This window comes from Aquabacterium sp. (assembly GCF_049317225.1).
Lineage (GTDB): Bacteria > Pseudomonadota > Gammaproteobacteria > Burkholderiales > Burkholderiaceae_C > Aquabacterium.
In genome coordinates, this window is sequence record NZ_JBMOIR010000016.1 from 1 (window position 1) to 26,685 (window position 26,685).

A 26,685-nucleotide genomic window follows, 5' to 3' on the forward strand; every position below is an offset into this window, starting at 1 on the left:
CGGCGAATCACCCGGGGATATTTTTGCTTGACAGATGGGGAAGCCCTTGTAGCCCTAGTTAACCGGCGCCGGAGCACGAAGTGCGGAGGGTACCAATACAGGCCATGAAAATGCCGAAGGCATGGCCTGTATTGGCGTCCGCGTTGAACGACCAGTTAGGGCACAAACCGCTCGACTAAAGAACGAAGACGCGGACATGAACCTCTCCATCTTTTGATGTCCTGGTGCCTTCGAGGTCGGACTTTAAGCCAGGTGAATTTGTTATTAGATGATCTGGATCGTAGACCACGCACCAAAGGCTCTTGCAATCGGGATGCTTTCGGTAGTGCTCGATGTCAATGATTAACTCATCGCCAATTTTTCTCGCATGTGTTCGATCTCGGACTATTTTCGTTTCAATGACAAGCTCATGGCTTGGCAACAAGAAGTCCATGCGAGTACTTGATCCCGCATAGCTTGGCGTAAACTCCTCGGGCCTGATGTCTTGAATCCAAGGGCGCAGTAGCGCATGGAGTAGGTCTTGAACGTCGTACTCGTTGCCAAAAGAAAGCGGTTGAACCCCTTTTCTTCGGTGAGTCAGTGGGTGCATAGCACGACGGAGACCCTTAACTACAACCTCTAGTAGTTCCTCGACTGTTCGTGGCTTGCTAGGAGTTGCCGATTGAGGCGGAGGCTGGTGTGCGGCGCTGCCGGGCTCTGGTTCAGGAGTGCCTTGCGGCAAGATGCGACCGAAGCGGTAATAGCGAAGTCCGTTCTCTTCCAAGGCGCTGACAACCCGCTGTCGTCGCTCCTGCCATGTGTCATAAGCCTCAGTGTTCGGCGTAGGCGCCAAGTCCATGAACTCTTCTAGTACCGCACCGAGTACTGCAAGGCTATCTGTATTTGGGTCTTGCCCAGCGCGAAACAGCCACTCCTTCCATTTGGAATGGTGTGCAAGTGGCGGTGGCTCGCCCGGTGCTCCAGCAGAAATGAAGAGCGCTTCTAATGATGGGTGAGAACCGGTGAAGGACAGAACATCACCAACTACCGCGCACAAAGCCTTTGAGAGTCGCACTGATGTTTCCTTTGTGGCCTAACGCCCAGGTTAACCGGCAAAAATGCGGAGCATTTTTGTCCGTGTTGAACCTACAGTTAGGCTGGTGCGCGAAGGAGAGGGCGTTGAGAGCAGGAGCGCCTTGCCTTGGATGTTGATGTTTGGCCGTCGCATGTCTGCCCCCTATGCGCTAGCCTTCGCTTTGGGTTTGCGGAGCTGAAGCGGCCCTTCTTCCGTGTGTCTTCAATAGTCCACTTTGTAGAAATATTCTCTCTTCGTTGGCCTGAGCCGCCTCTTGTTCGTTGAAGCTGTCCTTAGCTAGGAAAAACAACGGATTGAGCATTCGAGCAATTCGCCAAGTAGTGAAAATAGTAATGGCGAGCAGCGCGCCTTGCAAATACATCGCCTTGTAAATGAGATATGGCGCACCAAGAGCCGCGATGATGTTCATTAGCGATGCGACGGATGATAAATTCTTTGCTACGCGTGGATAGTGTGCAAAGAAATAGTACTTGTGGAGTGAGTGAACTTCTAGTGGATTCAAGTCACACGCCTCAGATAGTGAGGCCCAGTTCACATTGTCTCGGGCCCTTTGCTGTGTGTAGTAGGTGGCGTGGTACAGCGCGCCATAGAAAAATAGATAACTCCAAGCAGCGGCATTTGGACTCTCAAAGAACCACCAGATATGAGCAAAAATTCCGAGCATTGGTAGGGTGCCAAATAGCATAAAAATACCTTTTGTGGTGGAGCCGGCGCTGGACCTGCAGTTAGGCTGATTTTCAGTGCAAAGGACGTTGCCCCACTCACGTCGTTAAGCGCCTGGGTGGAGGCAAATCACTATTTCTGCTCATGTCGCGCATGCATTAAGCCTAAGAAATGTAAGGGCGTAATCGTACTTTTCACGCGCAGTTTCGGGGGATGCGTTCTTCATTTTTACAAGAGCGTTCTCATAGGGGCTCATCCCATTTGCCGTTCCGTTGTTGAAGGCAAATGCGTATAAGTATTCGGCCGGGGCCTTTCTGAGGACGTCTCTGTCTTCAATTTTTCTGTAGCAGAGACGTTGATCCAGTGGCAGTTCTGATTCGAGTTTTTTCTCGACGCTTGGCGCTAAACAGAAACCAACCCAGTTAAGTGCTTCTCCATACTGGTGAGCTTCAATCAATGCAGGACCAACAAAAATATTGTACCTGGCCTGTGAATAGAGCTTTCCGTGACTGATGCAGCCGCGGACTGGGATTCGCTTGAGCACAAGAAGTTGAAAGAAGATTCTTGCAGCGCTCTCCACCCTGGCGAAGTCTTCCAGACTGTCCGATCGCGAGTAGATGATGAACGTGTCAGAGAACCATGAGTACAGTAGTCCTGCTTCGTCCTTGCCTAATTTGCAGGCTCGATGCATTTGCTTAAGAGCTTCAGCATAAACGGGGAGGACTTGCTCCATCGCACCCGACTGAACTAGTGCTGTAAAGCCGAGGAGGTCCAGGTAGGCAAACCATCTGTCGCGGTACCTTAGAGGTCGAAAAGTGAGTTCTTGCATAAAAGCCTAACTTTGTTTTAGGCGACAAAAATGTCGCGTTACATTGACGCCTAACCTGCTTGTAACACGACACCTGTTACAGGTTCCATCACCTAAGTTGGCGTCAGAAAAGCGGAAATGCCGCACATGTATCCAATCTGCCCAGGTTAGGCGACAGGAAACCCGACACGCGTCGTGCGCAAAAAGAAGAGGGCCCATCGGGCCCTCCGTCGTGTGTCGGTGCAGATGAACGTCGTCAGGTGTTTCGTGCACTGCTGAGTGAGGCAATGGTGCCTTGCGCAATGGCGCACAAGCGTTCGTTGCCATCGCTCACGCTCAAAATCTCGCATTGGCAAACAGCCTGCCGCGTGCCACCGTGCAAAACCTTGGCCTTGGCCACCAGTTCGGCGCCTTGGGCGGGGCGCACGTAGTTGATCTTGAATTCCGAGGTCACGATGGCCGTACCCAGCGCAATCGAGCCCGCAAAGGTCAGGGCGTTATCGGCCATGTACGACAAGGCGCCGCCGTGCACAAAACCGTGCTGGTTGTGCAGTTTGCTGTCGATGGGCAGGCGCAGTTCCACCCCGTCGGGGCTGAAGTGCGTGACCCGGGCGCCCATGTGTTCGCTGAACGGCTGGGACTGCAAGATGCGTTGAGCGGTTTCGAGGGTGATGTCCATGGGCGTGGGCAGGTCGTTGGCGGGTTCAGGCCCCTTGTTGAGAGGGCCCATATGCTGCCATGAAAGACGCCACCGCACGTTTGACGGTTTGCGACACCTCGTCGGCGGCAGGTTTGTCAAACAGGTGGAACATGAAGCGGTCAATCCACTCGGCTTCCAGCAAGCCGCGCAGTTGCAGGGCGGCCAGTTTGGGGTCGGCCTGGCGCAGTTTGCCCGCTGACATGGCCGCTTGCAGAAACTGGGTCACCTCGGCCTCGCTGCGTTGGGGGCCTTGGTCGTAGCAGCGGCGGCCCAGGTCTCCCCGGCCAGCTTCCGACATCACCAGGCGGCGCACGGCCTGCACGCGGGGTGAGTAGATGAAGTCCAGAAAGCGTTGGCCAAAGGTTTCCAGCGCCTCGGTGATGTCGTCAATGGACGGGTCCAGCGCGTTGTGCGTGGCCTGGAATTCGTCTTCGCTGGCGTTGAGCGCCACTTCAAAAAACAGTTGCTCTTTGGACGGGAAGTAGCTGTACAGCGTGGCTTTTGAGCAGCCAAGCTGGTCGCAAATGTCCGACATGGAGGCGCGCTCGTAGCCCGTTTCCTGAAACACCTTGGCGGCGCTGTCGAGGATGGCTTGTCGCCGTGTGGCGCTCTTAGTTCTCACAAAGTCCCACTTTTTTGAACCCGATGGTTCAGTTTACCTTGCGCGAAGTTCGTCAACAACATAAACTGTACCGTACAGTTTACTTATGGAGTGACGATGCCTTCACGTAGCACGCTGCGTTCGCGCGCCCTGCATCGCCTGGGCCTGCCTTTGACAGCTGTGGCCGCCGTCTGCCTGATGGCGGGCTGCGCCCAGTTGCCGGAGTCGGGTTCGGCCCCTCAGCTCAAAGCCGCAGGTCAGTTCGAGGCCGATGCCTCGCTGAAAGCGCCTTCGGCACAGTGGCCACAGCAGCAGTGGTGGCAAGCCTATGGGGATGCCCAACTCAATGCCCTGGTGGACGAGGCCTTGAAGGATTCGCCCGATTTGGCCGCCGCGCAGGCGCGACTGGCCCGGGCCGAGGCCGTGAGCGAGCTGGTGGGCTCGTCGTTGAAGCCGCAGGTGTCGGCCAACGCCATGGCGTCGCAAGAGCGTCTGAGCGAAAACTTCTTGTACCCGCCCAACGCCATGCCCAAGGGCATGCACGACTATGGCCGCGTGACGCTGGACCTGCACTGGGAGCTGGACTTCTGGGGCCGCAACCGCGCCGCCGTGGCCGCTGCCACCTCTGAGTTGGAAGCCGGCAAGGCCGAGCTGGCGCAGGCCCGTCTGGCCTTGGCCGCCGGTGTGGCCGCCCACTACGCCGAGCTGAGCCGCCTGTACGCCAACCGTGACACGGCCGAGAAGGGCTTGGCCCTGCGCAGCAAAACCGCCGAGCTGTTTGCCAAGCGCTTTGCCAACGGCATGGAAACCCGTGGCAGCGTGAGCCAGGCCGATGCCCGCCGCGCAGCCGCGGAAGAGGCCCTGCTGGCGGTGGACGAACAAATTGCCTTGCAGCGCAACCGCCTTGCCGCCTTTTTGGGGGCTGGCCCTGACCGGAGCCAAAAACTGGCCCGACCCAGTCTGAAGCTGGACCGTCAGTTTGGTCTGCCCGCGCAGTTGTCGGCCAACTTGCTGGGGCGCCGCCCGGACATCGTGGCCGCCCGCCTGGTGGCCGAGGCACAAGAGAGTCGCATCGACCAGAAGAAGGCCGAGTTCTACCCGAACGTGAACCTGTCGGCCTTTTACGGCGTGCACGCGCTGGGCATCGACATGATGGGCAACAGCGGGTCGCGCGTGGCCGGTGTGGGCCCGGCGTTGTCTCTGCCCATTTTCACCGGGGGACGTTTGCGCGGTGAATTGCGCGGTGCTCAGGCCGCCCATGCAGCGGCCGTGGCCAACTACAACGCCACCGTGGCCCGCGCCCTGCAAGACGTGGCCGACAGCGCCGTGAGCATGCAGTCGCTCACGCAGCGTCTGGACAAGGTGCAAGAAGCCGTGACCGCCGCCACTGAAGCCCACCGCGTGGCGCGCAGCCGCTACGAAGGCGGCCTGGCCACCTACCTCGATGTGCTGCAGGCCGAAGACGGTTTGCTGCAAGTGCTCAACGCCCAAACCAATTTGCGCGCCCTGTCCGTGACGCTGGACATTGGCCTGCAACGCGCCCTCGGCGGCGGCTATCAGGCTGACAGCAGCCAGGTCGCCCAACGCTAAGCCCCCCATTTGATCAAGGAACACCCATGACTCAGAACAACGCCGCCGATGTGAACCTGGCCAAGACCCGCAACAAGCGCCTGATGGGCCTGGCGGGCGTGGTGGCCCTGACCGCCATTGCCGGGGGGGCTTACTGGACGATGTATGCCTCGCACTTCGTGTCGACCGACAACGCCTACACAGCCGCAGAAGTGGCCCAGATCACACCCGCCGTGGGCGGCATCGTGGCCGAGGTGAAGGCCAAGGACACGCAGGTGGTGAAGAAGGGCGATGTGCTCGTCACCATCGACCCCACGGATGCCAAGCTGGCTCTGGCGCAAGCGCAGGCCGATCTGGACCGTGCCCTGCGCCGTGTGAAGAGCTATGTGGCCACCGACGCCAACCTCGGTGCCCAGATCACCGCCCGCGAGGCCGATGAAAAGCGCGCCGCCGCGCAGCTGGCTGCGGCCCAGTCGGACCATGAGCGCGCGAGCATCGACCTCAAGCGCCGCGAGGCTTTGCTGGCGTCGGGCTCGGTATCGGGTGACGAAGTGACCCGCGCCAAGAACGCCTTTGCCGCCGCCGCGGCCCAACTGGATGCTGCCAAGGCCGCGGCCACGCAAGCGGCTGCCAACCTGCGCTCGGCCAAGGCGGCGCAAGAGGCCAATGCCTCGCTGATTGCCAACACCACGCCCGACACCAACCCCGAAGTGCTGCTGGCCCGTGCACGGCTGGAGCAGGCCAAGGTGGATCTGGACCGCACCGTGATCCGTGCCCCGCTGGATGGCGTGGTGGCCAAGCGCATGGTGCAACTGGGCCAGAAGGTGCAGCCCGGCATGCCGCTGATGGCCGTGGTGCCCGTGGCCGACATGTACGTGGATGCCAACTTCAAGGAAGTGCAACTGACCCAGGTGCGCGTGGGCCAGCCCGTCAAGTTGCATGCCGATCTGTATGGCAAGGACGTGACCTACCACGGTGTGGTGGAAGGCTTCTCGGGTGGTTCGGGCGCAGCGTTCTCGGCCATTCCGGCGCAAAACGCCACCGGCAACTGGATCAAGGTGGTGCAACGCCTGCCGGTGCGCGTGAAGCTCGATGCTGCGGAACTGCAAGCCCATCCGCTGAAGGTGGGCCTGTCGATGAGCGCCGAGATCGATACGCGCAGCCACGACTGATCCCCCAACCAAGAAGCGAGGTTGACCATGAGTCAAACGACCGCAGGCGCCGCCCCACCGGGTGCGGTGCAGCCGCTGACCGGCGGCATGCTTTGGGTGGCTGCCCTGATCCTGGCCGCCGCGAATTTCGTGGCCGTGCTTAACATGACCATTGCCAACGTGGCGGTGCCCAACATTGCGGGCTCGCTGGGGGCGGCGACCAGCCAGGGCACCTGGGTGATCACGTCCTACGCGGTGGGTGAGGCCATCACCGTGCCGCTGACGGGTTGGTTGGCGGCACGCTTTGGCTCGGTGCGGGTCTTTGTGGGCTCGTTCACCTTGTTCGGCATTTTTTCGGTGCTGTGCGGCATCTCCAATTCCCTGGGCATGCTGGTCGTGGCCCGCGTGTTTCAAGGCCTGTGCGGTGGGCCGCTGATGCCCTTGTCGCAAACGCTGCTGATGCGCATCTTCCCGAAAGAGAAGGTGGCCGCCGCCATTGGCCTGTGGTCCATGACGACGCTGATTGCGCCGGTGGTGGGCCCCATCCTGGGCGGTTGGCTGTGTGACGACTACAGCTGGCGATGGGTCTTCCTCATCAACGCGCCCATTGGTCTGGGCTTTGGCTGGTATGCGTGGAAGCTGCTGCAACGCTATCAGGAAGCGTCGGTGCGCAACCCGTTTGACGTGGTGGGCCTGATCCTGCTGGTCATTTGGGTGGCGGCCCTGCAATTGGTGCTCGACGAGGGCAAGAACCTGGACTGGTTTGCGTCCACCCAGATCATCGGCCTGAGCGGGGTGGCGGCCGTGGCGTTTGCCGCCTTCCTGATCTGGGAGATGCATGAGCGCCACCCCATCGTGGACCTGCGGGTGTTCCGGCATCGCGGCTTCTCGGTCAGCGTGCTGACCATCAGCGTGGCGTTTGCGGCCTTCTTTGGCGTGAGCGTGCTGACACCCTTGTGGCTGCAGAGCTTCATGGGCTACACCGCCACCGATGCGGGCTTGGCCACGGCCTGGACCGGCGTGACCGCCTTTCTGATTGCCCCCGTGGTGGCGCAAGCCTCCGAGAAGAAAGACCCGCGCATGCTGGTGTTTGTGGGTGTGTTGTGGATGGGCCTGATCACCCTGTGGCGCACCGTGGCCAATACCGACATGGGCTTCTGGGACGTGGCCATGCCGCTGGCGGTGATGGGCTTTGGCCTGCCGTTCTTCTTCATCCCGACCACGGGCCTGGCGCTGGGCAGTGTGGAACCGCATGAAATGGATTCGGCCGCGGGTCTGATGAACTTCTTGCGGACCTTGTCGGGTGCGTTTGCCACCTCGGTGGTGACCACGGTGTGGAGCGACCAGGCCACGCGCAACCACGCCGAACTGGTGGGGCTGACCGACCGCGACGGCAGCGTGCGCAACCTGTTGCTGCAAGGCGGTGCCACGCCCGATGCGGTCAATCAGGTGACCGACTACATGCTGTTTTCGCAAAGCATCATGCTGTCAACCAACCAGATCATGACGGTGATTGGCGTGATCTTCATTTTGGCGGCAGCCATCATCTGGCTGGCACCCAAGCCTGCGCACACGGTGGCGCCGGGTGCTGGCGGTCATTGACGGAATCAGGGAACCCCTATGTTCAAACACATTCTGGTGCCGACCGACGGGTCGGATCTGTCGCTGGCCACGGTGGCCCGTGCCGTGTCGTTTGCCAAAGAGGCGGGTGCGCGGGTGACGCTGTTTTACGCCGAGGCCCCCACGCCCAGCTTTTACGCGGGCGTGGGCGCGGTGGCCGCCCCCCATGTGCTGCAAGAGGCGCGTGAGCGGCTGGATGGCGCAGCCCAGCACATTCTGGATGCGGCCCAGCAACTGGCCCAAGACGCCGGCGTGTCCTGCGAACGTGTGGTGCTGGAGGGGCATAAGCCTTACGTCCTCATCATCCAGGCGGCAGAGCAGCAGGGCTGCGACCTGATCTTCATGGCTTCGCACGGCCGTCGAGGCATGGATGCCTTGCTGCTGGGCAGCGAGACCAACAAGGTGCTCACCCATTCGAAGATCCCGGTGCTGGTCTACCGTTGATCGGTCGTCAAACCGCTGAAAAGCCCCCGGCTGGCTGGCTTGACCCGGCGATTGCGGAGGGGCTTTTCAGGCGATCATGCGGGGCATGACACTGCGCCTTGGTCTGCTCCTGAGCACGGTGGTGGCTTTGGCCGCCTGCACCGTGCGCCCCCCCGTCAGCTCGGAAGAGAAGATGGTGGACAGCATTTCGACCACGCAAGGCCCGGTCTCGGGCCCGCCCGCCGCACCGTTTTGCCTGCATGTGCGTTACGCCAACACGTTTTGGGCGGCGTACAGCACCAACCAGGCCGAGGCTTGGGTGACCGCTGGCAAGTGTGCCGACAAGGGCACCGAGGCCCGCCCCGTGCCCCATTTGCGCCTGACCTGGCACAACGATTGGTATGACAAGCGGGAATCCCGCTCATGCCCCAGCACCGACCGCTGCGCCATCAGTGAGCGCAACGTGCTGGAAGGGCACAACATCCATTGCGTGGCCGCCAGTGCCCAGGATGGAGATCAGACGGCATTTGTCACGACCGACCTGGTTCAGTGCCACTGACCTTGCACATGTGACATGCATGTGTGTCATTTTTGGGCTCGCACGGCTTCTTGGGGCTGTTGCCGGGGTGAATATGGCGGCACACTGGGCGCATTGACGACAGGCAAGGGCGCTCAGGCAGTGGCGCTCTTTCGACATGGCATTTGAACTCTTGACCGTTGGGCAAATGGCGCAGGCCGATGCGCTCACGATTGCGGGCGGCACGCCCGGCATCACCCTGATGCACAACGCGGGGCGTGCGGTGGCGCAGGCCATCACGGCGCGCTGGGCGCCTCGGCAAACGGTGATCTTGTGCGGTCCCGGCAACAACGGTGGCGATGGCTGGGTGGTGGCCTCTGCCCTGCGTGAACAGGGATGGCCTGTGCGCGTGGCCTCGATGGTGCCAGTGGATGCCCTCAAGGGAGATGCCCGTCTGGCTGCCGATGCCTGGGTGGCCGAATGCGCCCAGCACGATCCTCAACAGCCCGCCTGGCAGATGCTGGACATGACCAGTCTGGACGGTGTGGGGTTGGTCGTGGATGCCTTGTTTGGCGCCGGCCTGTCCAAGCCCTTGGAGGGGCTGCCCGCTGAAGTCTTGAGCCGAGCCCATGCGCGCGGCCTGTCCATCGTGGCGGTGGACGTGCCCAGCGGCGTCTGGGGCGACACCGGCGAAGCTACCGGTGCTGTGCCGTGTGAATTGACGGTCACCTTTTTTCGCAAAAAGCCGGGCCACCTGCTCATGCCGGGCCGTGCCCTGTGCGGCAAGGTGGTTGTGGCCGACATTGGCATCCAGCCTGAAGTCTTGACCTCGCTGGACGTGCGCGTGTGGGACAACTGCCCCTGCGCCTGGCGGACGGTGTGGCCTCATCGGGAAGAGGCCGGCCACAAGTACCACCGCGGACACGCCGTGATCTGGGGCGGGCCCATCATGACGGGTGCGCCACGCTTGTCGGCTCGGGCAGCGGCGCGGGTGGGCGCCGGGCTCACGACCGTGTGCGTGCCGCAATCGGCCTGGCCGGTGTACGCCAGCACGCTGACCAGCATCATGGTGCACCCAGTGGCGGGCGAGGGCGCCACGCAGTGGCAGTCGGGCCTGAAAACCTTGCTTGACACCGCACGACTCACGGCGGCCTTGATCGGGCCGGGGGCCGCAGGTGGTACCCATCCGGTCGGCGTCAAAGCCCTGGTGTTGACCATGTTAGCCAGTGGCCTGCCAGTGGTGCTCGACGCGGATGCCTTGTCGGTGTTCCGAGACGATCCGGCCTTGTTGTTTGCGGCCATTGCGGGCCACGGTCGCCCGGTGGTGATGACCCCGCACGAAGGCGAGTTTGCGCGCCTGTTCCCGGTCTCGGTGATTGACCCGGTCGAGGGCAAGCTGGAGCGCACCCGCCGTGCGGCCCAACTCAGTGGTGCCATCGTCTTGCTCAAGGGCGCCGACACGGTGATAGCTGCCCCCGATGGACGCGCTATGATCAACGCCCATGCGCCGTCCACCCTGGCCACTGCTGGTTCGGGCGATGTGCTGGCCGGATTGATTGTGGGCTTGCTGGCTCAGGGCATGCCGGCCTGGCAGGCCACCTGTGCTGCCGTCTGGCTGCATGGCGATGCCGCCCATGTGTTCGGGTCCGGCCTGATTGCCGACGACCTGCCCGAGCAGATTCCGCTGGTGTTGCGCCGCTTGGCCGAGCAGATCAGCCACTGCTGAGTCGCCATTCCGGCGACGTCAGCCTCAGTTGACACAGGTGCGGTTTTTGCCCGTGCGCTTGGCTTCGTAAAGGGCCACGTCGGCACGGTCCAGTGTGGCCTCGATGGGCTCACCCTGACGATAGGGCGTCACACCCGCTGAGAAGGTGATGAACACCTTGCGGTCATCGTGTGTGAAGAACTCGGCGCTGAGCGTGCGCTGCAAACGGGTCAGAACCTGTTGCGCCTCTTCAATGGGCGTTTCTGGCAGCAGCACCACAAACTCTTCACCACCGTAACGGGCCACCACGTCCACCGGACGCAGGCACTCGGTCACGCGTCGCGCCAGGAATTTCAAGGCTTCATCGCCCGTCTGGTGACCCAGTTGGTCGTTGAGGCGTTTGAAGTTGTCGACGTCCAGCAAGCCCACGGCCAAGGGGGCGCTGTTGCGGTCCACGCGGGCCTGTTCGGCTTCGAAGGCCCGCATCAGACCACGGCGGTTGGCGATCTGGGTGAGGGGGTCGGTGGACACCTCATCAGACAGCTTGCGGATCTCGTCTTCCAGATGACGCACACGCTCGGTCAGCTCGCTGGCGCGGGTGTGCTCGTCTTGCAAACGGGTTTGGGTTTCGGCCACCACCGATTGCACGGCACGGCTTTCTTCCACCATTTCGCGCACGATGCCGGTCAGGCTTTCGAGCGAGTCGGCGGCGCCGATGGTTTCGGCGTACACACCCAACTTGCTTTGGAACCGGTCGGTCGTGTTGCCCAGCACGGCGATTTGCTGAAGCATCTGGTGAATCAGTTGCTTGAGCGCCAGTCGGGCGGTTTCGCGCTCACGCTTGAGCGCCAGCTGACGCGCCCGTGTGTCGCTCAGCAGTTGCTGCATGTGGCGCACACCACGGTTGTGCAGTCCCTCTTGCAACTGGTGGCGCATGGCCTGGGTCTGGCCTTGCACCCAGCTGTCGTCTTCGGCCAGATCAGCCAGGCTGTCTGTGAGCGAGTGCACCAGTTCGGTCAGCTGGCTGACCAGATGCAGGCGGTGCTCAATCACACGGCGAGCCTGATCGCAGGCTTGAGTGATTTCTTGTCGAACTTGCTCATGCGCCGCTTCAGGCAGGTTGAGCGCTTGCCCTTTGGTGAGCGCAGCCTGCAGGGCTCGCCCGGCCTCATCAGATTGGGCTTGGTCAGGCGGCAGAGCCACCATGACGGTGTCTTGTAGCGAGGTCACGCAATGCACAGCCATGCCGGGCCACGTGACATCGTTCTGCACCGGTGTTGCATCGACCGTAGCAACGGCGTCTGTGCTGGGGGCGACGGACATGGCGGGCGCCACGGCGGTCTCTGCACTGTCCTCTGCAACAGTGTTCTCGTTACCACCTTCCAGTAAGGTGCTGTCGAGCGTGTCGCTGTCCCAGCTTTGAACCAGTTGGCTCAGACGCTGATGCAGGCGGGTGGCCGAGCTTTTACTGCCTTCCAGAACGCGCTGCAGGCTGTCCTTCTTGCGGGCCGTTGTCCATTGGCGACCGCCGCGCTCAGCGCCCCGCAAGAGTCTTGTGATGAGTGTTGACCAACGCTCGCCATCGTCAGAAGGAGCGGGTGTCGGCTCGGGTTCTTTGGCCGGCGGGCTGGACGACATGCCCGCTTCGGCGTCGTACGCCTTGCGGTAGTTGTCAGGCGTCGGTTCAAGGCGCTGCTCAGCCAGTCTGCGCAGCGCAGCTTTGGCCAGCTGAGCCGGAGAGGGGGTGGACGAAGACTGCGGTCCGTTGGAAGAGGGCATGGCTCAATGTGGGTCTGCCGGCCACACGGTGGTCGGCCCGCTGGGCGACGCGCTGCTCACCTGGGGCAGCTCGTTGCCAGCCTGAATATCAGACACCCAGGTGCTGACCTGATCTGCGGGCATGGGGCGAGCAAACAGGAAGCCCTGGCAAATGTGGCATCCGAGGTTGTAGAGCACTTCCATTTGCGTGGTGGTTTCTACACCCTCCGCAATCACGCGAAGGCCCAAGGCCCGGGCCAACGCGATGATGGCCGACACCACAGCAGAGCTTTGCGGGGTATCGCCCAGGTCGCGCACGAACGAGCGGTCAATCTTGAGCTCGCTGATGGGCAGGGTGGTGAGGTAGGCCAGTGAAGAATAGCCAGTGCCGAAGTCGTCGATCGAGATTTCGGTGCCGAGCTGGTTGAGGCGGTGCAACGAAGGCACGACGCCTTGCAAATCCTTCATCAGGCCGGTTTCGGTGATTTCCAGTTCCAGCGAGCGAGGAGAAACGCCTTCGCGGTGCAAGATCTGCTCGATCTTCTCGACCAGATCGGGCATTTCAAAAACGCGGCTGGTGAGGTTGACTGCAATCGAGGCGCTGAAGCCGAACTCTTGCTGCCAGCGCTTGGCCTGGCGCGCGGCTTCTTCAATGGCCCACAGGCTCATTTCGGTGATGAGGCCGGTGGCTTCCGCCAAGGGGATGAAATCGTTGGGCGGGACCAGTTGCCCATCGCGCTGCCAGCGCATCAGCGCCTCGACGCCCACCATGCGGCTGGTGCACACGTCGATTTTCGGTTGGTAATAGAGCACCAACTCCTTGCGCTCCAGGGCTTTGTGCAGTGCCGTGTCCAGGTCCAGGCGAACCTTGCTCTTGCTGGCCAGTTGCGGGTCGTAGAGCAGGGCAGTGTTACGCCCCTGGCTCTTGGCGATGTCCATCGCCACATCCGCATGTCGCAGCAAGTCGGCCACACTCAAACCATGTGCCGGGAACACGGCCACGCCCACGCTGGCGGTGATGAAGCATTCCTGGCCCGCTGCCATCATGGGCTGGCGCAAAGCGGCCAGAATATGGCGCGCGGTGTCCATGGCCTCATCCTGATCCGCCACCTCTGGCAGCAAGACCACGAACTCATCGGCGCCCAGTCGACCCACCGCCTCCAGCGTGCGGTGTGTGCGTTGGCCCATGCCATCGAAGTGACCATCGATGATCTGTTCGGAGTGGCGCACACAGTTGCGCAAGCGACGAGACACCTCGATCAGCAACTCGTCGCCGGCGTGGTGCCCCAGATTTTCATTGATGATCTTGAAACGATCCAGGCCCACCTGAATCAGCGCCACACAATGGTTCAGCCGCTTGGCATGCTCAATGGCCCGCTCACTGCGCCAGAAAATCTGCCGGCGGTTGGGCAGGCCGGTGAGGGTGTCGAAGTTGGCCAGGTGTTTGATCTGGTCCTCTGCCACGCGTCGGTCCGTGACGTCCTGAACGATGCCGGTGTAGCCCACCAGCAAAGCCTGCTCATTGAATTCGGGCTCCGCTTCCAGGTGCAGGATGCGGCGGCGCCCATCAGGCAGGTTGATCTGGATGTCGTTGCACAGCACCGTGCCGTGCTGCATGACCTCACGCAGGATGCGCAGGAAACCAGGGCGGTCTTGCGGTGACATCATTCGGATGCCGTTGCGCACGCTCAGGTGATCCATGGGGCCCAGGCCGAACACACGCAGACCTTCATAGGACCAGTCGATGTCACCAGAACCCTTGCGCCAGTCAAAGCTGCCCATGCGGGCGAGATCCTGAGCTCGTGCGAGTTTCGCTTTGCTTCGCTCCAGTTCGTGCCGGGTGCGAGATGAGCGCAGCAAATATCGCAAACGCCCCGCCAGCAAGCTCCACTGCGTGCTTTTGACAAAAAAGTCTGTCGCACCCACTTCGTAGGCACGTGTGATGGATGCTTCGTCATCCAGGCCCGTCAACATCAGCACGGGTACCGATTCGTAACCTGGCATGTGCCGCAGTTCGGAACACGTGATGAAGCCGTCCAGGCCGGGCATCACGGCGTCCAGCACCACGATGTCTGGCACGCAGTTGGAAATGATCTTGAGCGCCTGCTCGCCAGAGCTGGCCTCGGTGATGGCAAACCCTCGTTCGCGCAAGGCGATCGACGTCAGCAGCAGATTGACCTCGTCGTCATCGACGAGGAGAACCTTGGGCTGTTCTTCGATCAAGTCCCCGTGCGAGGTCTGCCGCAAGCTCATCCTCGAACCTCCAGCAATAGGCGCAACCCCTCCAGCGCGAGGTCGGCTTGTTCGGGGATCATGCGAATGCGAGAGCTCAAGTCTTCTCCTGTCTTTTGCCGGATGATGCCTTCAATTTCGGCGCACAGTTGTGACAACTTGAGCGCACCGATGCTTGCAGAAGACGACTTCAGGGTATGTGCTACCGTCAATACGGTGGAGAGATCGCCTATCTTGAACCCTTCTTCCAGTTGGGGCAACAGGCGGGCTGCAGATGTCTCAAAAGCTTGGGCTACGCGCTCCAGCAATCGGTTCTCACCCTTGGGGTCGAGCTCACGCAGGCGCTTGATGGCGGTCTGATCCAGGACGTCCAGCGCGGGTGCGGCGACGTTTTCCGGGATGGGGGGCGGGGACACGGGCACGATGACTTCTTCTTGTTGTTGAACGGCCTCAGGTGGCTCGCTGGCGCCTGATACACCAGTGTGCTCGGTCAAAATTTTCTGCAATTGGCTTTGACGGAAAGGCTTGGACAGGTAGCCATCAAAGCCAAGGCCGAGAAATCGTTCTTCGTCGCCTTCCAGGGCGTTGGCCGTGACGGCAACCACGGGAGTGTCCGATGGTGTCACAAAGTTGAAGCGTTTGCCGGCTCCGCGGCGGAACCAGTTCAAGGCTTCGATGCCATCCATGCCCGGCATCTGAATGTCCATCAGGATCAGATCGAAGCGTTTTTCGCAGAGCCGGCGCAGACCTTCCTGAGCGGAACTGGCCAAAGCCACCTCACAACCCATGCGACGCAACATCTGACCGCACACTTCCTGGTTGACGGTGTTGTCTTCAATGACCAACACCTGACGGTTGATCAAAGGCTGTGGCGCGGTCTCTTCGCCCTGACGATCCACCGACACACCCAGAATGGCTTGTCGCAATTCCGCCTTGCGCAGCGGCTTGGCCACAAAGCGATCAAATCCGACGTCCTGTGCGCGGCGCACGTCGTCAGGTGTCGACAGTGACGACAGCATGATCAGCTTGAGATCCGGATAGCGCCCACTTCGCCGCAGGGCGTCGGCCATCTCCATGCCATCCATGTGGGGCATGTGCATGTCCACCAGGGCCAGCTCGAAATCGGCATCTTGCTGCGCATCGGCGAACAGAAGGTCCAGCGCTTCGCGCCCGTTGGCGGCCAGCGTGACCCGCATGCCCCACGCGGTCAGCATGTTCTCGATGACGGTGCGATTGGTTTCGTTGTCATCGACGACCAACACGTGCAGATGTGGCATGCCGGGCTCTTCCACCATGGCCAGATCGGCCTGGGTGTCGCCAATGCTCACAGGGATGCGGAAGACAAACTCCGACCCCACGCCCGGTGCGCTGTGGGCCTCGATGCGCCCACCCATCATCTCGACGAGCTGCTTGGAAATGGCCAGACCCAAGCCAGTCCCGCCATAGCGGCGGGCCATGCCGCCTTGGGCCTGGCTGAAGGCCGCAAACAGGCGGGGCATCATGTCGGCTGCAATGCCGATGCCGGTGTCGCGCACCATGAACTCCAACTCAATGGGGGAAAGTCCCCCGGGCGTGGCGACCACTGGGTTGCCGCCCAGCGCCCGGCGAATGTCCACCACGACTTCACCGTGCTCCGTGAATTTGATGGCATTGGCAACGAGGTTGGTCAGGATCTGGCGCAGGCGCAGTGCGTCACCGTGAATGACCAAGGGCAAGCCAGGTTGCTCTCTGAAACTCAGCTCCAGGCCCTTTTCGTGTGCTCTGGGGGCCATCAACTCCAGCGTGTCTTCCACGACGGTTCGCAGCACGAAGTCACTGGAGGCCAGCTCCAGCTTGCCGGCCTCGATCTTGGCGAAGTCCAGGATGTCGTTGATGATCTCCAGCAGGCTCTCGCCCGAGCGGTAGACCGCTTGCGCAAAGCGTCGCTGCTTGTCGTTCAGCGAGGTGCCGAGCAGCAACTCCGTCATCCCCAGAATGCCATTCATGGGCGTGCGGATCTCGTGGCTCATGTTGGCCATGAACTGGCTCTTGGCCTGGCTGGCGGCCTCGGCCATGTCCCGCGCGCGCTGCAGTTCCAGGGCATGGGTCTGTTCGGCTGTGACATCCGATACCAGGCCGTAGATTCGCCGTTGCCCATCGGGCAGTGTGCGGGTGCGGGTGCGGTGTCGGATCCAGCGGATGCCCTTGCCGGGGATGTCCATCCGCACGCGGATGTCCGTGGGCTGATGCGCCAGCTCCTGCGCTTCCTGCTGACTGAGGAACGCCTGATCATCTTCGTGCACCATCGCGCGCAAGCGAGCGGGGGATGCGCACAACTCAGCCATGCTCAGGCCCAGCAGGCCTTCGCTTTGTGGGCTGAGGTAGAGGTAATGCTGACGTTCGCCATCGGCCACATAAATGGTGTCGTCCATGGACTCGACCAGCTCGCGGAAACGGCGCTCTGACTCTTCCAGGTCGGCTTGCGCTTGACGTGAGGTCGTGATGTCGCGCACCAGTGAGATCAGCAGGCGAGGGCGCCCGTTGGCGTGCAGCAAAGCAAAGTGCCGGGCGTTGACCACACGTGAGAGGCCGTCACGATTGACGGCGAAGTCGTGTTCGACCGTTTGCCCTGTCGTGATCGCCTGCTTCATGAAGGGCGTGGTCACGCTCAACACGATGGGGCCCAAGGCTTGCTCGATCGACTGTCCCACCACGCGGTCGCGCTGCAGCTTGAATTCTGTTTCGGTGTAGCGGTTGATGGCCACCACGTTCAAGGTCGCCGGGTCCAGCACAAAGAGACTGACCGGCAAATTGCCCAACAGGGCCTCCAGAAACTCACGCTCTTGTTCCCGGATGTGCTCTTGCGTCTTGCGGCGTGTGATGTCATTGAAGAGGCAGACATAGCGTCCGCGCCCCCCCGCATCGTCGAGCATCTGGATGGCGTCGATTTCGGCCCAGTAACGACTGGGTGGGCGAGCACCCGGGCGATTCGCCTCGAACGACAAGCGGAAGGGCAGGCCACGACGCAGATGCTCGTGCATCTCTTCCACTGACTCGGGTGCGGTGGCTTCTTGCTTGAGCAGGTCCGTCAACTGACGGCCGATGACTTGCTCATCGGGCCACCCGGTCAGGGTCATGAATGCACCGTTGATCCACTCGACCGTACCGTCCCGGTCCGTGATGGCTACACCGCTGTTGATGCGGGAGGCCACCATGGCCAGGCGTTCCAGATGTTCGTGACTGTTCGCCATGGTGGCGAGGTTGGCATCACGCTGCGCAACGAATCCCAGCTGAATGGCCGCGATGTCGAGCACGGTCAGCAGGCTGGGGTCTGCAGGATTGGGGTCACAAAACTCCAGCAAGGCCAAGGGCTTGCCGTCCATGCAACTGATCGGCAGTGCCAGGACCTCTTTGGTCTGGGTATCACGCCAGGGTGTTCTGGTCGTTTGACCAGATGCCACTGGCTGTGCCTGAACGGTACGAGCCTGGCTCAATGCCTGCCCCAGCGGCACGTCTCGACGGTAGACGGTGCTGACGGCGGTGAGGTCGATCACATCTTTGTTGTCGGCACCCGTGTCCAGCCACGGGCGCAACAGTGCCGACTCGCCATTCCAGCCTTCGACACGCAGGCATGTCCAGGTTCTGGAGCCCAGGTAGCCGTGCAAAGCAGCACCAACCCGATGCAAGGCTTCTGGCAACGTGGCCGCGTGGCGTGCAGCCTCGGCAATCTGATGGCTCAGCAGCAGGTATCGATGGGCATCCGGCACCGTTGGCAGCGTCGTCTGCGGAACGTGCGGCTCAGGCTCATGGCGTGGCTTCTGTTCAAACTGACGCCGCGCCAGATAACCCACCAGCAAGCAGGTCATGCCAGTGAGGGCTATGCCCGCACCACTGATGCCCCAATGCCAGGTTGCCGCGGCAACGATGGGGACCATCAGCAGCGTGAACATCAAGCGCCAGGGGGTACGCATGGAAGACTGTCCTGAGGGCATGGCCAAGTGGATGTCGAACTGTCGTGCGAGTTGGCTGAAATCGACACTTGTCAATATCGGCGAGTGTCAGCTATTTCACGGAATGTACCGGTTTACCCATTTTGAAAACCAGCAGAACAAACCCCCTCCAGCCGTACTTACAATCAATTGAATGCGGCAATTTGTCCTGACCTCCATGCGCAACAGCACGGTGAAACGTCCCTTACATGGCCTTTGGTGGCAAGGGGGGGCGTTTGCGCTGGTGCTGTCCTTGGTGTTTGTCCTGATGGGGGCGCCATGGTGGGCGGCCGTCCTGATGTTGTTGGTGGGGGCTGTGGCGGCGCGCGTGTGGTTTCAGCGCGACGTGGTGCAGGTGGCACAACCTTGGCAGAACTGGGTGCCAGGCTGGTACTGGGAGACCGATGCGGCGCACCGCATCGTGCGCTGGCAAGCCGGTCGACTGCAGTCTGACACACTGAGCATTGACTGGGGCCAGTTGGCTGCTTGGACGGCCTTGCACCCCACGCTGTGGTCTTGCTGGGCTGAGGGCACGGACGTTGCCGGTGTCGCCCGGTTGCGCTATTGCCTGACCCATCATCAGCCTTTGCCCGGCGAACTGACGCTGCCGTGGCCATCTGCTTTGTCATTCATCACAGGGGCCGGCGGTGCCCCCTTGGCTGGCGTCTGGCAAGGCAGTCCTGTCTATTCGCAACAAGGTGATTTCACCGGGTTTCAGGGCGTGTTCTTGGTGAGCCCGATGGCGGAGGTGACCGGTGTCGATGCGCCGACCTCATCTGCAGCTTCGACCCCTGGTCTCAGCGAGGCGGAGCAAGAAGTACTGCGTTACGCCTTGTCTCACGACTTGCGTGCGCCTTTGCGCGTCGTGGACGGCTTTGCCCGTATCGTCAAGGAAGACTATGGCAACGCCCTCGGCAAGATGGGCAATGACCACCTGGATCGTATTCTGGCGGCGTCGACGCGCATGAGCGGCATGATCGATGCCATCTTGGCTCAGGCTCAACTGGCCGGTGCCAACATCGATCGTGTTGAGGTGGATCTATCGGCGCTGGCTCATGAGATTGGGCAAGATCTGCTTGCGCAGCCTGTGTCCGGCGAGCGGCCCGAACTGATTGTGGCCGACGGCTTGACCGCTTGTGCGGATGCGTCGCTGGTTCGCCGTGTGCTGGAGAACCTGATCGGCAACGCCTTCAAGTACAGCGCCAAGGTGGCGTCGCCCCGTGTTGAGGTGGGTGTCATGCCGTCGACCAATCCGCCGGTGTTTTATGTGCGTGACAACGGGGCAGGGTTTGACATGCAGCACGCCGACAAGTTGTTCGGCATGTTTCAGCGTTTGCACAGTGCCAAAGAGTTCCCGGGAACGGGCGTGGGGCTGGCGGGTGTGCAAAACATCATTCGTCGCCATGGTGGCCGGGTGTGGGCTGAAGCCAAGCCGGGCGAAGGGGCGTGCTTCTACTTCACGCTGATGGATTCATCCGACGCACAGAAGCGCTCGGTCTGATCTGTGGCCCATGATCAGTCGGGCAGTCAGAGACTGCCCAGGCCGGCCAGCACTTCCTGCGCGTTGAGCAGTCGCTCTGCCTGCGCCTCCATGGAGCAGCCTTCCTGAACGGCTTGCTGCTGGAGTCGCGCGAGCGCCTGACGACGACTCAGCGATTGCCGGTGCATCACGATGCCGACGGCCAATGCCACCACCTGCTTGAGTGGATCGACTTGTGACTCGACGCCGGCTTGTGGCGCCTCGATGGGCTGAGCCTCTGGCACGCTGGGTGCGGTAAATTTCTTCAGCGATGCTGCATTGGCGCGATTCGCGAAGGCCGATTCCACGGCAGGCACGATTTGCCCGATGTCCAACGGTTTGATCAGATAGGTCAGGGCACCCAGTTCATTGACCTGACGAATGGTGGCTTCATCCGAAAAGGCCGACAGGAACATGAACGGAATCTGACAATACTCGCGCAGATAGGCGGCTACATCGAAGCCCGACTTGCCTTCCATGCGGATGTCCAGCAGGGCCAGATCAGGCTTGTGCTGGCGTGCGAGCAGGATGGCATCGTCACCGTTGTCGGCATCGATCACCTCATACCCGGCCTGGGCCAGACCATGGGTGAGCGTGGCCAAGACCAGTCGATCATCGTCCACCACCAGAATTTTGCCTTTTTGATTCACAGGTGTCCTCTTCGGGTCGGCTGACTGCCCGACCTCTGCTTCACAGTCTATCGCAGCGTTCGTCTGTTAACGTGTTCTTTACTGGGGCCAAAGTGTGGTCTGCCGTCCTGTGGACTCGTGCTGCGCTTGGGTTTGCGGCGGCGGTGCCAGCTTGATGCCCGGCGGAGCCAGATCGACACTGGTCAACACGTAAGCACCATCCTGGGTCACGGTGAGCCGTGCGCTTCTTCTCGGAAGCAGGGCCCGTACCAGCCCCAAACCCGACACGCCCCCCGGAACGCGGTCGACGCTGAAGCCTTCTTTCAGGTAGCCGGGGTTGCGAATGTTGATCCGCACGGCCGTGTCATTGGCTTGTACGGTGCACTGGATTGGCGTGCTGCCTGGGCCATGTTTCAGGGCGTTGGTGAGCAACTCATTGAGGCTCAGTGCAATCGGAATGGATTCGGCTTCCGGCAACTGCCAGTCGTCCACATGCGCACCATCGACCAGCACGGAGATGGTGCGGCCGAATGTCCGCTGAACCGACGACGCAATGGCATCGACCACGCTGCGCAACCGCAAGGGGCCGCCTGCGCCGACTTGCAGGCCGTACACCTGTGCAATGGCTTGAACCTGTCCCACCACTTCGGCAATGGCGGGTGCCACCTCAGGCTTGCGTGCGGCAATTTGTTGGAGCAAACCCGCCACGCCTTGCAGATTGTTCTTGATGCGGTGATGCACCTCTCGCACCAGCATTTCGCGCTGGGCAATGGCCGCTTCCAGTCGTGCTTGCTCGGCCGCTCTTTGCGCGGTGACGTCGGTGGCCACAATCAGCAATTGGTCGGTGTTGTCATCGTCCCCCACCAAGGGCAGGTAGTTCACGTCCCAAACGAGATGGCCATTGGTCTTGCTGGGCACCTTGTATTCACGGTGAACCATGTGTGCTTCATTGAGCGCGGCCTGCATGTCGGCGCGCAGCAACTTCCCGCGCTCCGGGCCATACAGGATTTCAGGGGGCTGGCCGATGGCGGTGTGCAGGTCCACCGCCATGAACTCGGCTGCGGTCTGGTTGGCTTGAATCAGGTGCAAATTGCGGGCATCGACCAGGTGGATGGCCATGGGGGCCATCTCGATGATGCGTTGCAAAGTGGCTTGGGCCTCGGCCGACTGTGCTTCAGCCTCCCGCCGACGGTCGATGTCCAGCAAGGCGTAGGTGACATGACGTTGATTGGCTTCGCCATAGGTCACCACGGCATTGCCCACGACCCAGAACACCCGGCCATCGCGCCCCACCACCTGGCACTCAAAGGTGTGTGACTGCCCGTCACGCAGGTCATCGAGATAGTCGGTCAGGCGGAAGGGGTGGTCCAGATCGGGGGTGGCCACGGTGCTCAAGGGGTGACCCAGAAAGTCACTCAAATTGCCTGCAAACATCCGCCGGGCGGACCGGTTCATCCAGGCGATGCCGCGATCGTCCAGCGTGACGATGCCCACAAACACCGAGTCCAGAATCGCGCGCATGCGGTCGGCTTGCAGGTTGCGATCGCGCCCCAGGGCTTCCAGTTGCGCTTGTTGCGAGCGTGTGTGGGTGATGTCGGTGAGGACGGCGATGGTTTCACTCGGTTGTGGGCCCGGTCCGATGAGTCGGACCGACAGGGCGTACCAGCGCGCGAGTTCTCCAGGCTTGGACAGTTCGATTTCGCTCTCGTAATGTCCGTGGGTGCGGATGCTGGCACTGACCTCCGAAATGAGCTGGTCGATGCGGGGATCCAGGCCTTCCAGGGCAACGATGCCTTGCCCCACGATGCTGCCCGGCGTCAGGCCCAGCATGCGCTCAAATCGCTGATTGCAGCGCACCAGACGCCCGTTGCGCAGGTAGGCGATGCCAGCAGGTGTGCTTTCCAGAATGGTGCTCAGTTCGTGCAGCAGTTGCCCCATCTCTGGCACCGGTGCGGCATCGGCATCGGAGGTGATGTTCGCTGTGGCCTCGACGTCTTCGGCCTGCACGCTGTGCTCCTTGATGGCGCACAGGAAACGAGTCGGCTGGGAACTGTCGGACTCGGCCTGCGCCCACACTTGGCTGCACAGCTTGGCGGCGCTCCCCTGATGACGGGGCTGGATCACATGGGCGTGCAGGGGGGGATCTTCGGGCCCGAGTGTGAGCAGGGTGAGCGGTGCATCCCATCCGCACAGCCTTTGCATCGCGGGCGGGCAATCCGCAAGGAGGGTGCCGGCCGGGGTGGCGTATCCCAGCGTGGCACTCAGCGCCGAGTTGGCGCGTAGAACGCGTCCGTGTTCGTTGAACTCGATCAGTGCCAAGGGCACCAGATCGAACCAGGCATCGTAATGAAAGGGCGACATGTGAGCAGCCATGTCGCCATCTTGCCTGATTCCGGGCGTGAATCAGCCCTTGGTTTGAACCGATACCGTCGGCATCTTGCTCGTGTAGTCCTTGGGCAGCTTGGACAGGCCTGCAGCCAGCTTGCGGGCCATCGCTTTGTAGAGCTGCGACACCTTGCTGTCAGGGTCAGCCACGAGCGTGGGCTCGCCGCTGTCAGCTTGCAGGCGAATCTTCAGGTCCAGCGGCATGGAGCCCAGCAGTGGCACCTTGAATTCGTCAGCCATGCGTTCACCCCCGTGGGCGCCGAAGATGTGCTCTTCGTGGCCGCAGTTGGGGCAGCAGAACACGGCCATGTTTTCGACCACGCCCAGCACGGGCACGGACACCTTCTCGAACATCTGCAAGCCCTTGCGCGCGTCCAGCAGCGCAATGTCTTGCGGGGTGGTCACCACCACGGCGGCGGTCAGCGGTGCGCGCTGACTGATGCTCAGGTGGATGTCACCGGTGCCGGGCGGCATGTCGACGATCAGGTAGTCCAGCGGTGCGTCGGGCTCGCCCCAGTTGCTCAGGCGCAGCAGCTGGTCAAAGGCCTGGCTGGCCATGGGGCCGCGCCAGATGGTGGCGGACTGGTTTTCCACCAGCAGGCCAATCGACATCATTTGCAGGCCGTGGTTGACCGGCGGGTTGATGGTCTTGCCGTCCGGGCTTTCAGGCTTGCCGCTGATGTTGAGCATGAGCGGCTGGCTGGGGCCATAAATGTCGGCGTCCAGCATGCCCACGCGTGCGCCTTCGGCCGCCAAGGCCAGCGCCAGATTGACGGCGGTAGTGCTTTTGCCCACGCCACCCTTGCCCGAGGCAATCGCCACAATGTTCTTCACGCCGGGCAGTAGCGACTGCCCGCGCGAGGCCGCATGAGCAATCACCTTGGTGGACCAGTTCACGCTCACCGACGTGATGCCGGGCACCTGTTGCAATGCGGCTTGCACCAACTCGGTATAAGCCGGCCACTGCGAGCGAGCCGGGTAGCCCAGGTTGATGTCGACACGGGCCGCGCCACCCTCGACCTTCAGTGCGCTGACTTGGCGGCTGGTGACCCAGTCTTGACCAGTCAGCGGATCGGTGGCGGCGCGCAAGGCGTCCAGGGCGGCGGCTTCGAGGGGGGTAGGGGCAGTCATGCGGAAACAGTGGGGGATTCAATTCTTTCCAGCCGGGGAGTCTAGCGCGCCCTAAAATGTACGGTTACGTCCAGATTGCCAGCAGGGTCTTGTGCCGCGTGCGGCGCCACCCCCTGTTCACCTCGATAAGCACCATGCCACGCCAGCTCTTCGTTACCACCGCGCTGCCCTACGCCAACGGCCACTTCCACATTGGCCACATCATGGAATACATCCAGGCCGATATCTGGGTGCGTTTCCAGCGCATGCAGGGGCATCAGGTGCATTTCGTTGGTGCCGATGACGCCCACGGGGCGCCCATCATGATTGCTGCGCAAAAGGTTGGCAAAACGCCTCAGCAGTTTGTGGCCGACATCGCCGCAGGCCGCAAGCCTTATCTCGATGGCTTCCACATCAGCTTCGACCACTGGTCGTGCACCGACAGCCCCGAGAACCATGAGCTGGCGCAGAGCATCTACCTGGCCCTGAAAGATCAGGGTCTGATCGACGTGCGCCCCATCGAGCAGTTCTTTGATCCTGAAAAGGGCATGTTCCTGGCAGACCGTTTCATCAAGGGCGAGTGCCCCAAGTGCGGCGCCAAGGACCAGTATGGCGATTCATGCGAAGTGTGCGGCGCCGTCTACGCGCCCACCGAGCTGAAGAGCCCGTACTCGGCCCTGTCGGGTGCGACGCCGGTGCTCAAGACCTCGGACCACTATTTCTTCAAGCTGTCTGATCCACGCTGTTTCGAGTTTCTGCAGAACTGGACGCAAGACGGCAAGCTGCAGCCTGGCGTGGCCAAGAAGATCAAGGAGTGGTTCACCAAGGATGAGAACGGTGAAGGTGGTCTGGGCGACTGGGACATCAGCCGTGATGCGCCTTACTTCGGCATCGAGATCCCCGGTGCGCCGGGCAAGTATTTCTATGTGTGGCTGGATGCGCCCATTGGCTACCTGGCCTCGCTCAAGAGCTACTTCTCGGCCGGTGGCCCGCAGGCCAAGTATGGCGAAACCCGCTCGTTCGATGAGTTCATGGCCGACCCGGCCGTGGAGCAGGTTCACTTCATCGGCAAGGACATCACTTACTTCCACACCCTGTTCTGGCCCGCGATGCTGCAGTTCAGCGGCCGCAAGTTGCCCAACCAGGTCAACGTGCACGGCTTCATGACCGTGAACAACGGCGAGAAGATGTCCAAGAGCCGTGGCACCGGCCTGGATCCACTGAAGTACCTGAGCATCGGCATGAATCCGGAGTGGCTGCGTTACTACATCGCCGCCAAGCTGAACGCCAACGTCGAAGACGTGGACTTCAACCGCGATGACTTCACCGCTCGCGTCAACAGCGACCTCATCGGCAAGTTCGTCAACATTGCCAGTCGCGCGGCCGGTTTCATCGCCAAGCGCTTTGCCGGTCAGCTGACGGCCACCCTGGGTGACGATGGCCGTGCCTTGTTGAGCACGCTGCAAGGCGGCCGTGCAACCATCACCGAGCACTACGAGCAACGCGAATTCGGCAAGGTGCTGCGCGAAATCATGCTGCTGGCCGACCGTGTCAACGAATACGTGGACGCCAACAAGCCTTGGGAGCTGGCCAAGCAAGAGGGGCAGGACGCGCGCCTGCAAGAGGTGTGCACCGTCTGTATCGAGGCCTTCCGCCTGCTGAGCATTTACCTCAAGCCTGTGCTGCCAGCTGTGGTGGCCCAGGTCGAGGCCTTCCTGCAGGTGGCGCCCATGACCTTTGACGATGCTGAGCGTTTGCTCGGTGCTCACGTCATCGGCGCTTACCAACACCTGATGCAGCGTGTGGATCCGAAGATGCTGGATGCCTTGTTTGAGCCGCCCGCACCACCCGTGGTCGAGTTGCCCAAGCCGGGCGGCGAAGACATCGCCCCCACCATCACCATCGACGACTTTGTGAAGGTGGACCTGCGCATTGCCAAGATCGTCAATGCCGAGCACGTCGAAGGCAGCACCAAGCTGCTGCGTCTGACGCTGGACGTGGGCGAGGGGCGTACCCGTAATGTCTTCAGTGGCATCAAAGAGGCGTATCAGCCCGAGCAACTGATCGGCAAACTCACCGTGCTGGTGGCCAACCTGGCCCCTCGCAAGATGAAGTTTGGCGTCAGCGAAGGCATGGTGCTGGCCGCCTCGCACACCGACGAGAAGGCCAATCCGGGCGTGTACGTGCTGGAGCCTTTCCCGGGTGCTGAGCCCGGTATGCGCATTCGCTGATCCTGGCCGATGGGCGCGCCC

At 61.6% G+C, this 26,685-nt stretch carries 19 protein-coding genes; 8 read left to right on the top strand and 11 right to left on the bottom strand.

Going from position 1 to position 26,685, the window contains the following annotated elements:
- Window positions 1–175 precede the first annotated feature (175 nt).
- The 5 genes from ACOYNB_RS10690 to ACOYNB_RS10710 form a co-directional block, all read right to left on the bottom strand.
- The gene (locus ACOYNB_RS10690; RefSeq protein WP_422839104.1) at window positions 176–838 is read right to left on the bottom strand and encodes a hypothetical protein; all 663 of its coding nucleotides are present in this window, start codon (window positions 836–838) and stop codon (window positions 176–178) included.
- Window positions 839–1,223: 385 nt separating this feature from the next.
- Window positions 1,224–1,760 carry a hypothetical protein gene (locus ACOYNB_RS10695; RefSeq protein WP_422839059.1) on the bottom strand — a complete coding sequence of 179 codons (537 nt, stop codon included), beginning with the start codon at window positions 1,758–1,760 and terminating at the stop codon, window positions 1,224–1,226.
- Window positions 1,761–1,880: 120 nt separating this feature from the next.
- Window positions 1,881–2,567, bottom strand: a complete 687-nt coding sequence (locus ACOYNB_RS10700; protein WP_422839060.1) for a hypothetical protein — start codon at window positions 2,565–2,567, stop codon at window positions 1,881–1,883.
- Between the two features lie 235 nt (window positions 2,568–2,802).
- Window positions 2,803–3,276 carry a PaaI family thioesterase gene (locus tag ACOYNB_RS10705; RefSeq protein ID WP_422839061.1) on the bottom strand — a complete coding sequence of 158 codons (474 nt, stop codon included), beginning with the start codon at window positions 3,274–3,276 and terminating at the stop codon, window positions 2,803–2,805.
- A complete protein-coding gene (locus ACOYNB_RS10710) occupies window positions 3,251–3,868 on the bottom strand; it encodes a TetR/AcrR family transcriptional regulator C-terminal domain-containing protein (protein ID WP_422839062.1) in 618 nt (205 codons plus the stop codon). Before ACOYNB_RS10710 ends, ACOYNB_RS10705 begins: the two co-directional genes overlap by 26 nt.
- A 96-nt stretch (window positions 3,869–3,964) precedes the next feature.
- On the opposite strand from ACOYNB_RS10710, the gene ACOYNB_RS10715 reads away from it, so the two are divergent.
- From ACOYNB_RS10715 to ACOYNB_RS10740, 6 genes are all read left to right on the top strand, one after another.
- Entirely contained in the window at window positions 3,965–5,437 is a 1,473-nt protein-coding gene (locus tag ACOYNB_RS10715) for an efflux transporter outer membrane subunit (RefSeq protein WP_422839063.1), read from the top strand.
- A 26-nt stretch (window positions 5,438–5,463) separates the two neighbouring features.
- Window positions 5,464–6,588, top strand: coding sequence for an HlyD family efflux transporter periplasmic adaptor subunit (locus ACOYNB_RS10720; RefSeq protein WP_422839064.1), 1,125 nt, complete (start codon window positions 5,464–5,466; stop codon window positions 6,586–6,588).
- Between the two features lie 27 nt (window positions 6,589–6,615).
- Window positions 6,616–8,169, top strand: a complete 1,554-nt coding sequence (locus ACOYNB_RS10725) for a DHA2 family efflux MFS transporter permease subunit (RefSeq protein WP_422839065.1) — start codon at window positions 6,616–6,618, stop codon at window positions 8,167–8,169.
- A gap of 18 nt (window positions 8,170–8,187) precedes the next feature.
- On the top strand, window positions 8,188–8,631 hold the full coding sequence (locus ACOYNB_RS10730) for a universal stress protein (protein ID WP_422839066.1): 444 nt from the start codon (window positions 8,188–8,190) through the stop codon (window positions 8,629–8,631).
- A gap of 85 nt (window positions 8,632–8,716) precedes the next feature.
- On the top strand, window positions 8,717–9,169 hold the full coding sequence (locus ACOYNB_RS10735; RefSeq protein ID WP_422839067.1) for a hypothetical protein: 453 nt from the start codon (window positions 8,717–8,719) through the stop codon (window positions 9,167–9,169).
- 136 nt (window positions 9,170–9,305) lie between these two features.
- Window positions 9,306–10,853, top strand: a complete 1,548-nt coding sequence (locus ACOYNB_RS10740) for an NAD(P)H-hydrate dehydratase (RefSeq protein WP_422839068.1) — start codon at window positions 9,306–9,308, stop codon at window positions 10,851–10,853.
- Between the two features lie 24 nt (window positions 10,854–10,877).
- On the opposite strand, the gene ACOYNB_RS10745 is transcribed toward ACOYNB_RS10740, so the two are convergent.
- Genes ACOYNB_RS10745 through ACOYNB_RS10755 form a run of 3 tightly spaced genes read right to left on the bottom strand, consistent with a single transcriptional unit; the run spans window position 10,878 to window position 18,772 of the window.
- Window positions 10,878–12,611, bottom strand: a complete 1,734-nt coding sequence (locus ACOYNB_RS10745; protein WP_422839069.1) for a GGDEF domain-containing protein — start codon at window positions 12,609–12,611, stop codon at window positions 10,878–10,880.
- A 3-nt stretch (window positions 12,612–12,614) separates the two neighbouring features.
- The gene (locus ACOYNB_RS10750) at window positions 12,615–14,843 is read right to left on the bottom strand and encodes a two-component system response regulator (RefSeq protein WP_422839070.1); all 2,229 of its coding nucleotides are present in this window, start codon (window positions 14,841–14,843) and stop codon (window positions 12,615–12,617) included.
- Complete coding sequence (locus tag ACOYNB_RS10755) at window positions 14,840–18,772, bottom strand: response regulator (protein WP_422839071.1); 3,933 nt, start codon at window positions 18,770–18,772, stop codon at window positions 14,840–14,842. The genes ACOYNB_RS10750 and ACOYNB_RS10755 overlap by 4 nt, the downstream gene beginning before the upstream one ends.
- Before the next feature lie 172 nt (window positions 18,773–18,944).
- Between ACOYNB_RS10755 and ACOYNB_RS10760 the strand changes: the two genes are divergently transcribed.
- A complete protein-coding gene (locus ACOYNB_RS10760) occupies window positions 18,945–20,291 on the top strand; it encodes a sensor histidine kinase (RefSeq protein ID WP_422839072.1) in 1,347 nt (448 codons plus the stop codon).
- A gap of 26 nt (window positions 20,292–20,317) precedes the next feature.
- Here ACOYNB_RS10760 and ACOYNB_RS10765 read toward each other — a convergent pair whose 3' ends face one another.
- The 3 genes from ACOYNB_RS10765 to apbC all read right to left on the bottom strand — a co-directional run bounded on the left by ACOYNB_RS10765 (window position 20,318) and on the right by apbC (window position 24,454).
- Window positions 20,318–20,959, bottom strand: coding sequence for an ANTAR domain-containing response regulator (locus ACOYNB_RS10765; RefSeq protein WP_422839073.1), 642 nt, complete (start codon window positions 20,957–20,959; stop codon window positions 20,318–20,320).
- A gap of 78 nt (window positions 20,960–21,037) precedes the next feature.
- Window positions 21,038–23,311 (bottom strand): PAS domain S-box protein, encoded by a 2,274-nt coding sequence (locus tag ACOYNB_RS10770; protein ID WP_422839074.1) that lies wholly within the window; start codon window positions 23,309–23,311, stop codon window positions 21,038–21,040.
- A gap of 30 nt (window positions 23,312–23,341) precedes the next feature.
- A complete protein-coding gene (gene apbC, locus ACOYNB_RS10775; protein ID WP_422839075.1) occupies window positions 23,342–24,454 on the bottom strand; it encodes an iron-sulfur cluster carrier protein ApbC in 1,113 nt (370 codons plus the stop codon).
- 134 nt (window positions 24,455–24,588) lie between these two features.
- Between apbC and metG the strand changes: the two genes are divergently transcribed.
- Window positions 24,589–26,664: a methionine--tRNA ligase gene (metG, locus tag ACOYNB_RS10780; protein ID WP_422839076.1), complete on the top strand. Its 2,076-nt coding sequence runs from the start codon at window positions 24,589–24,591 to the stop codon at window positions 26,662–26,664.
- Window positions 26,665–26,685 lie beyond the last annotated feature (21 nt).

What these genes read in the sequence shown, in the direction of transcription:
- ACOYNB_RS10770 (WP_422839074.1), bottom strand. Translation starts at nt 23,311, where the DNA reads ATGGCTGCTCACATGTCGCCCTTTCATTACGATGCCTGGTTCGATCTG.
- ACOYNB_RS10720 (WP_422839064.1), top strand. Translation starts at nt 5,464, where the DNA reads ATGACTCAGAACAACGCCGCCGATGTGAACCTGGCCAAGACCCGCAAC.
- ACOYNB_RS10745 (WP_422839069.1), bottom strand. Translation starts at nt 12,611, where the DNA reads ATGCCCTCTTCCAACGGACCGCAGTCTTCGTCCACCCCCTCTCCGGCT.
- ACOYNB_RS10735 (WP_422839067.1), top strand. Translation starts at nt 8,717, where the DNA reads ATGACACTGCGCCTTGGTCTGCTCCTGAGCACGGTGGTGGCTTTGGCC.
- ACOYNB_RS10730 (WP_422839066.1), top strand. Translation starts at nt 8,188, where the DNA reads ATGTTCAAACACATTCTGGTGCCGACCGACGGGTCGGATCTGTCGCTG.
- ACOYNB_RS10760 (WP_422839072.1), top strand. Translation starts at nt 18,945, where the DNA reads ATGCGGCAATTTGTCCTGACCTCCATGCGCAACAGCACGGTGAAACGT.
- ACOYNB_RS10700 (WP_422839060.1), bottom strand. Translation starts at nt 2,567, where the DNA reads ATGCAAGAACTCACTTTTCGACCTCTAAGGTACCGCGACAGATGGTTT.
- ACOYNB_RS10715 (WP_422839063.1), top strand. Translation starts at nt 3,965, where the DNA reads ATGCCTTCACGTAGCACGCTGCGTTCGCGCGCCCTGCATCGCCTGGGC.
- ACOYNB_RS10750 (WP_422839070.1), bottom strand. Translation starts at nt 14,843, where the DNA reads ATGAGCTTGCGGCAGACCTCGCACGGGGACTTGATCGAAGAACAGCCC.
- ACOYNB_RS10705 (WP_422839061.1), bottom strand. Translation starts at nt 3,276, where the DNA reads ATGGGCCCTCTCAACAAGGGGCCTGAACCCGCCAACGACCTGCCCACG.
- apbC (WP_422839075.1), bottom strand. Translation starts at nt 24,454, where the DNA reads ATGACTGCCCCTACCCCCCTCGAAGCCGCCGCCCTGGACGCCTTGCGC.
- ACOYNB_RS10695 (WP_422839059.1), bottom strand. Translation starts at nt 1,760, where the DNA reads ATGCTATTTGGCACCCTACCAATGCTCGGAATTTTTGCTCATATCTGG.
- ACOYNB_RS10690 (WP_422839104.1), bottom strand. Translation starts at nt 838, where the DNA reads ATGGACTTGGCGCCTACGCCGAACACTGAGGCTTATGACACATGGCAG.
- ACOYNB_RS10725 (WP_422839065.1), top strand. Translation starts at nt 6,616, where the DNA reads ATGAGTCAAACGACCGCAGGCGCCGCCCCACCGGGTGCGGTGCAGCCG.
- ACOYNB_RS10740 (WP_422839068.1), top strand. Translation starts at nt 9,306, where the DNA reads ATGGCATTTGAACTCTTGACCGTTGGGCAAATGGCGCAGGCCGATGCG.
- metG (WP_422839076.1), top strand. Translation starts at nt 24,589, where the DNA reads ATGCCACGCCAGCTCTTCGTTACCACCGCGCTGCCCTACGCCAACGGC.
- ACOYNB_RS10755 (WP_422839071.1), bottom strand. Translation starts at nt 18,772, where the DNA reads ATGCGTACCCCCTGGCGCTTGATGTTCACGCTGCTGATGGTCCCCATC.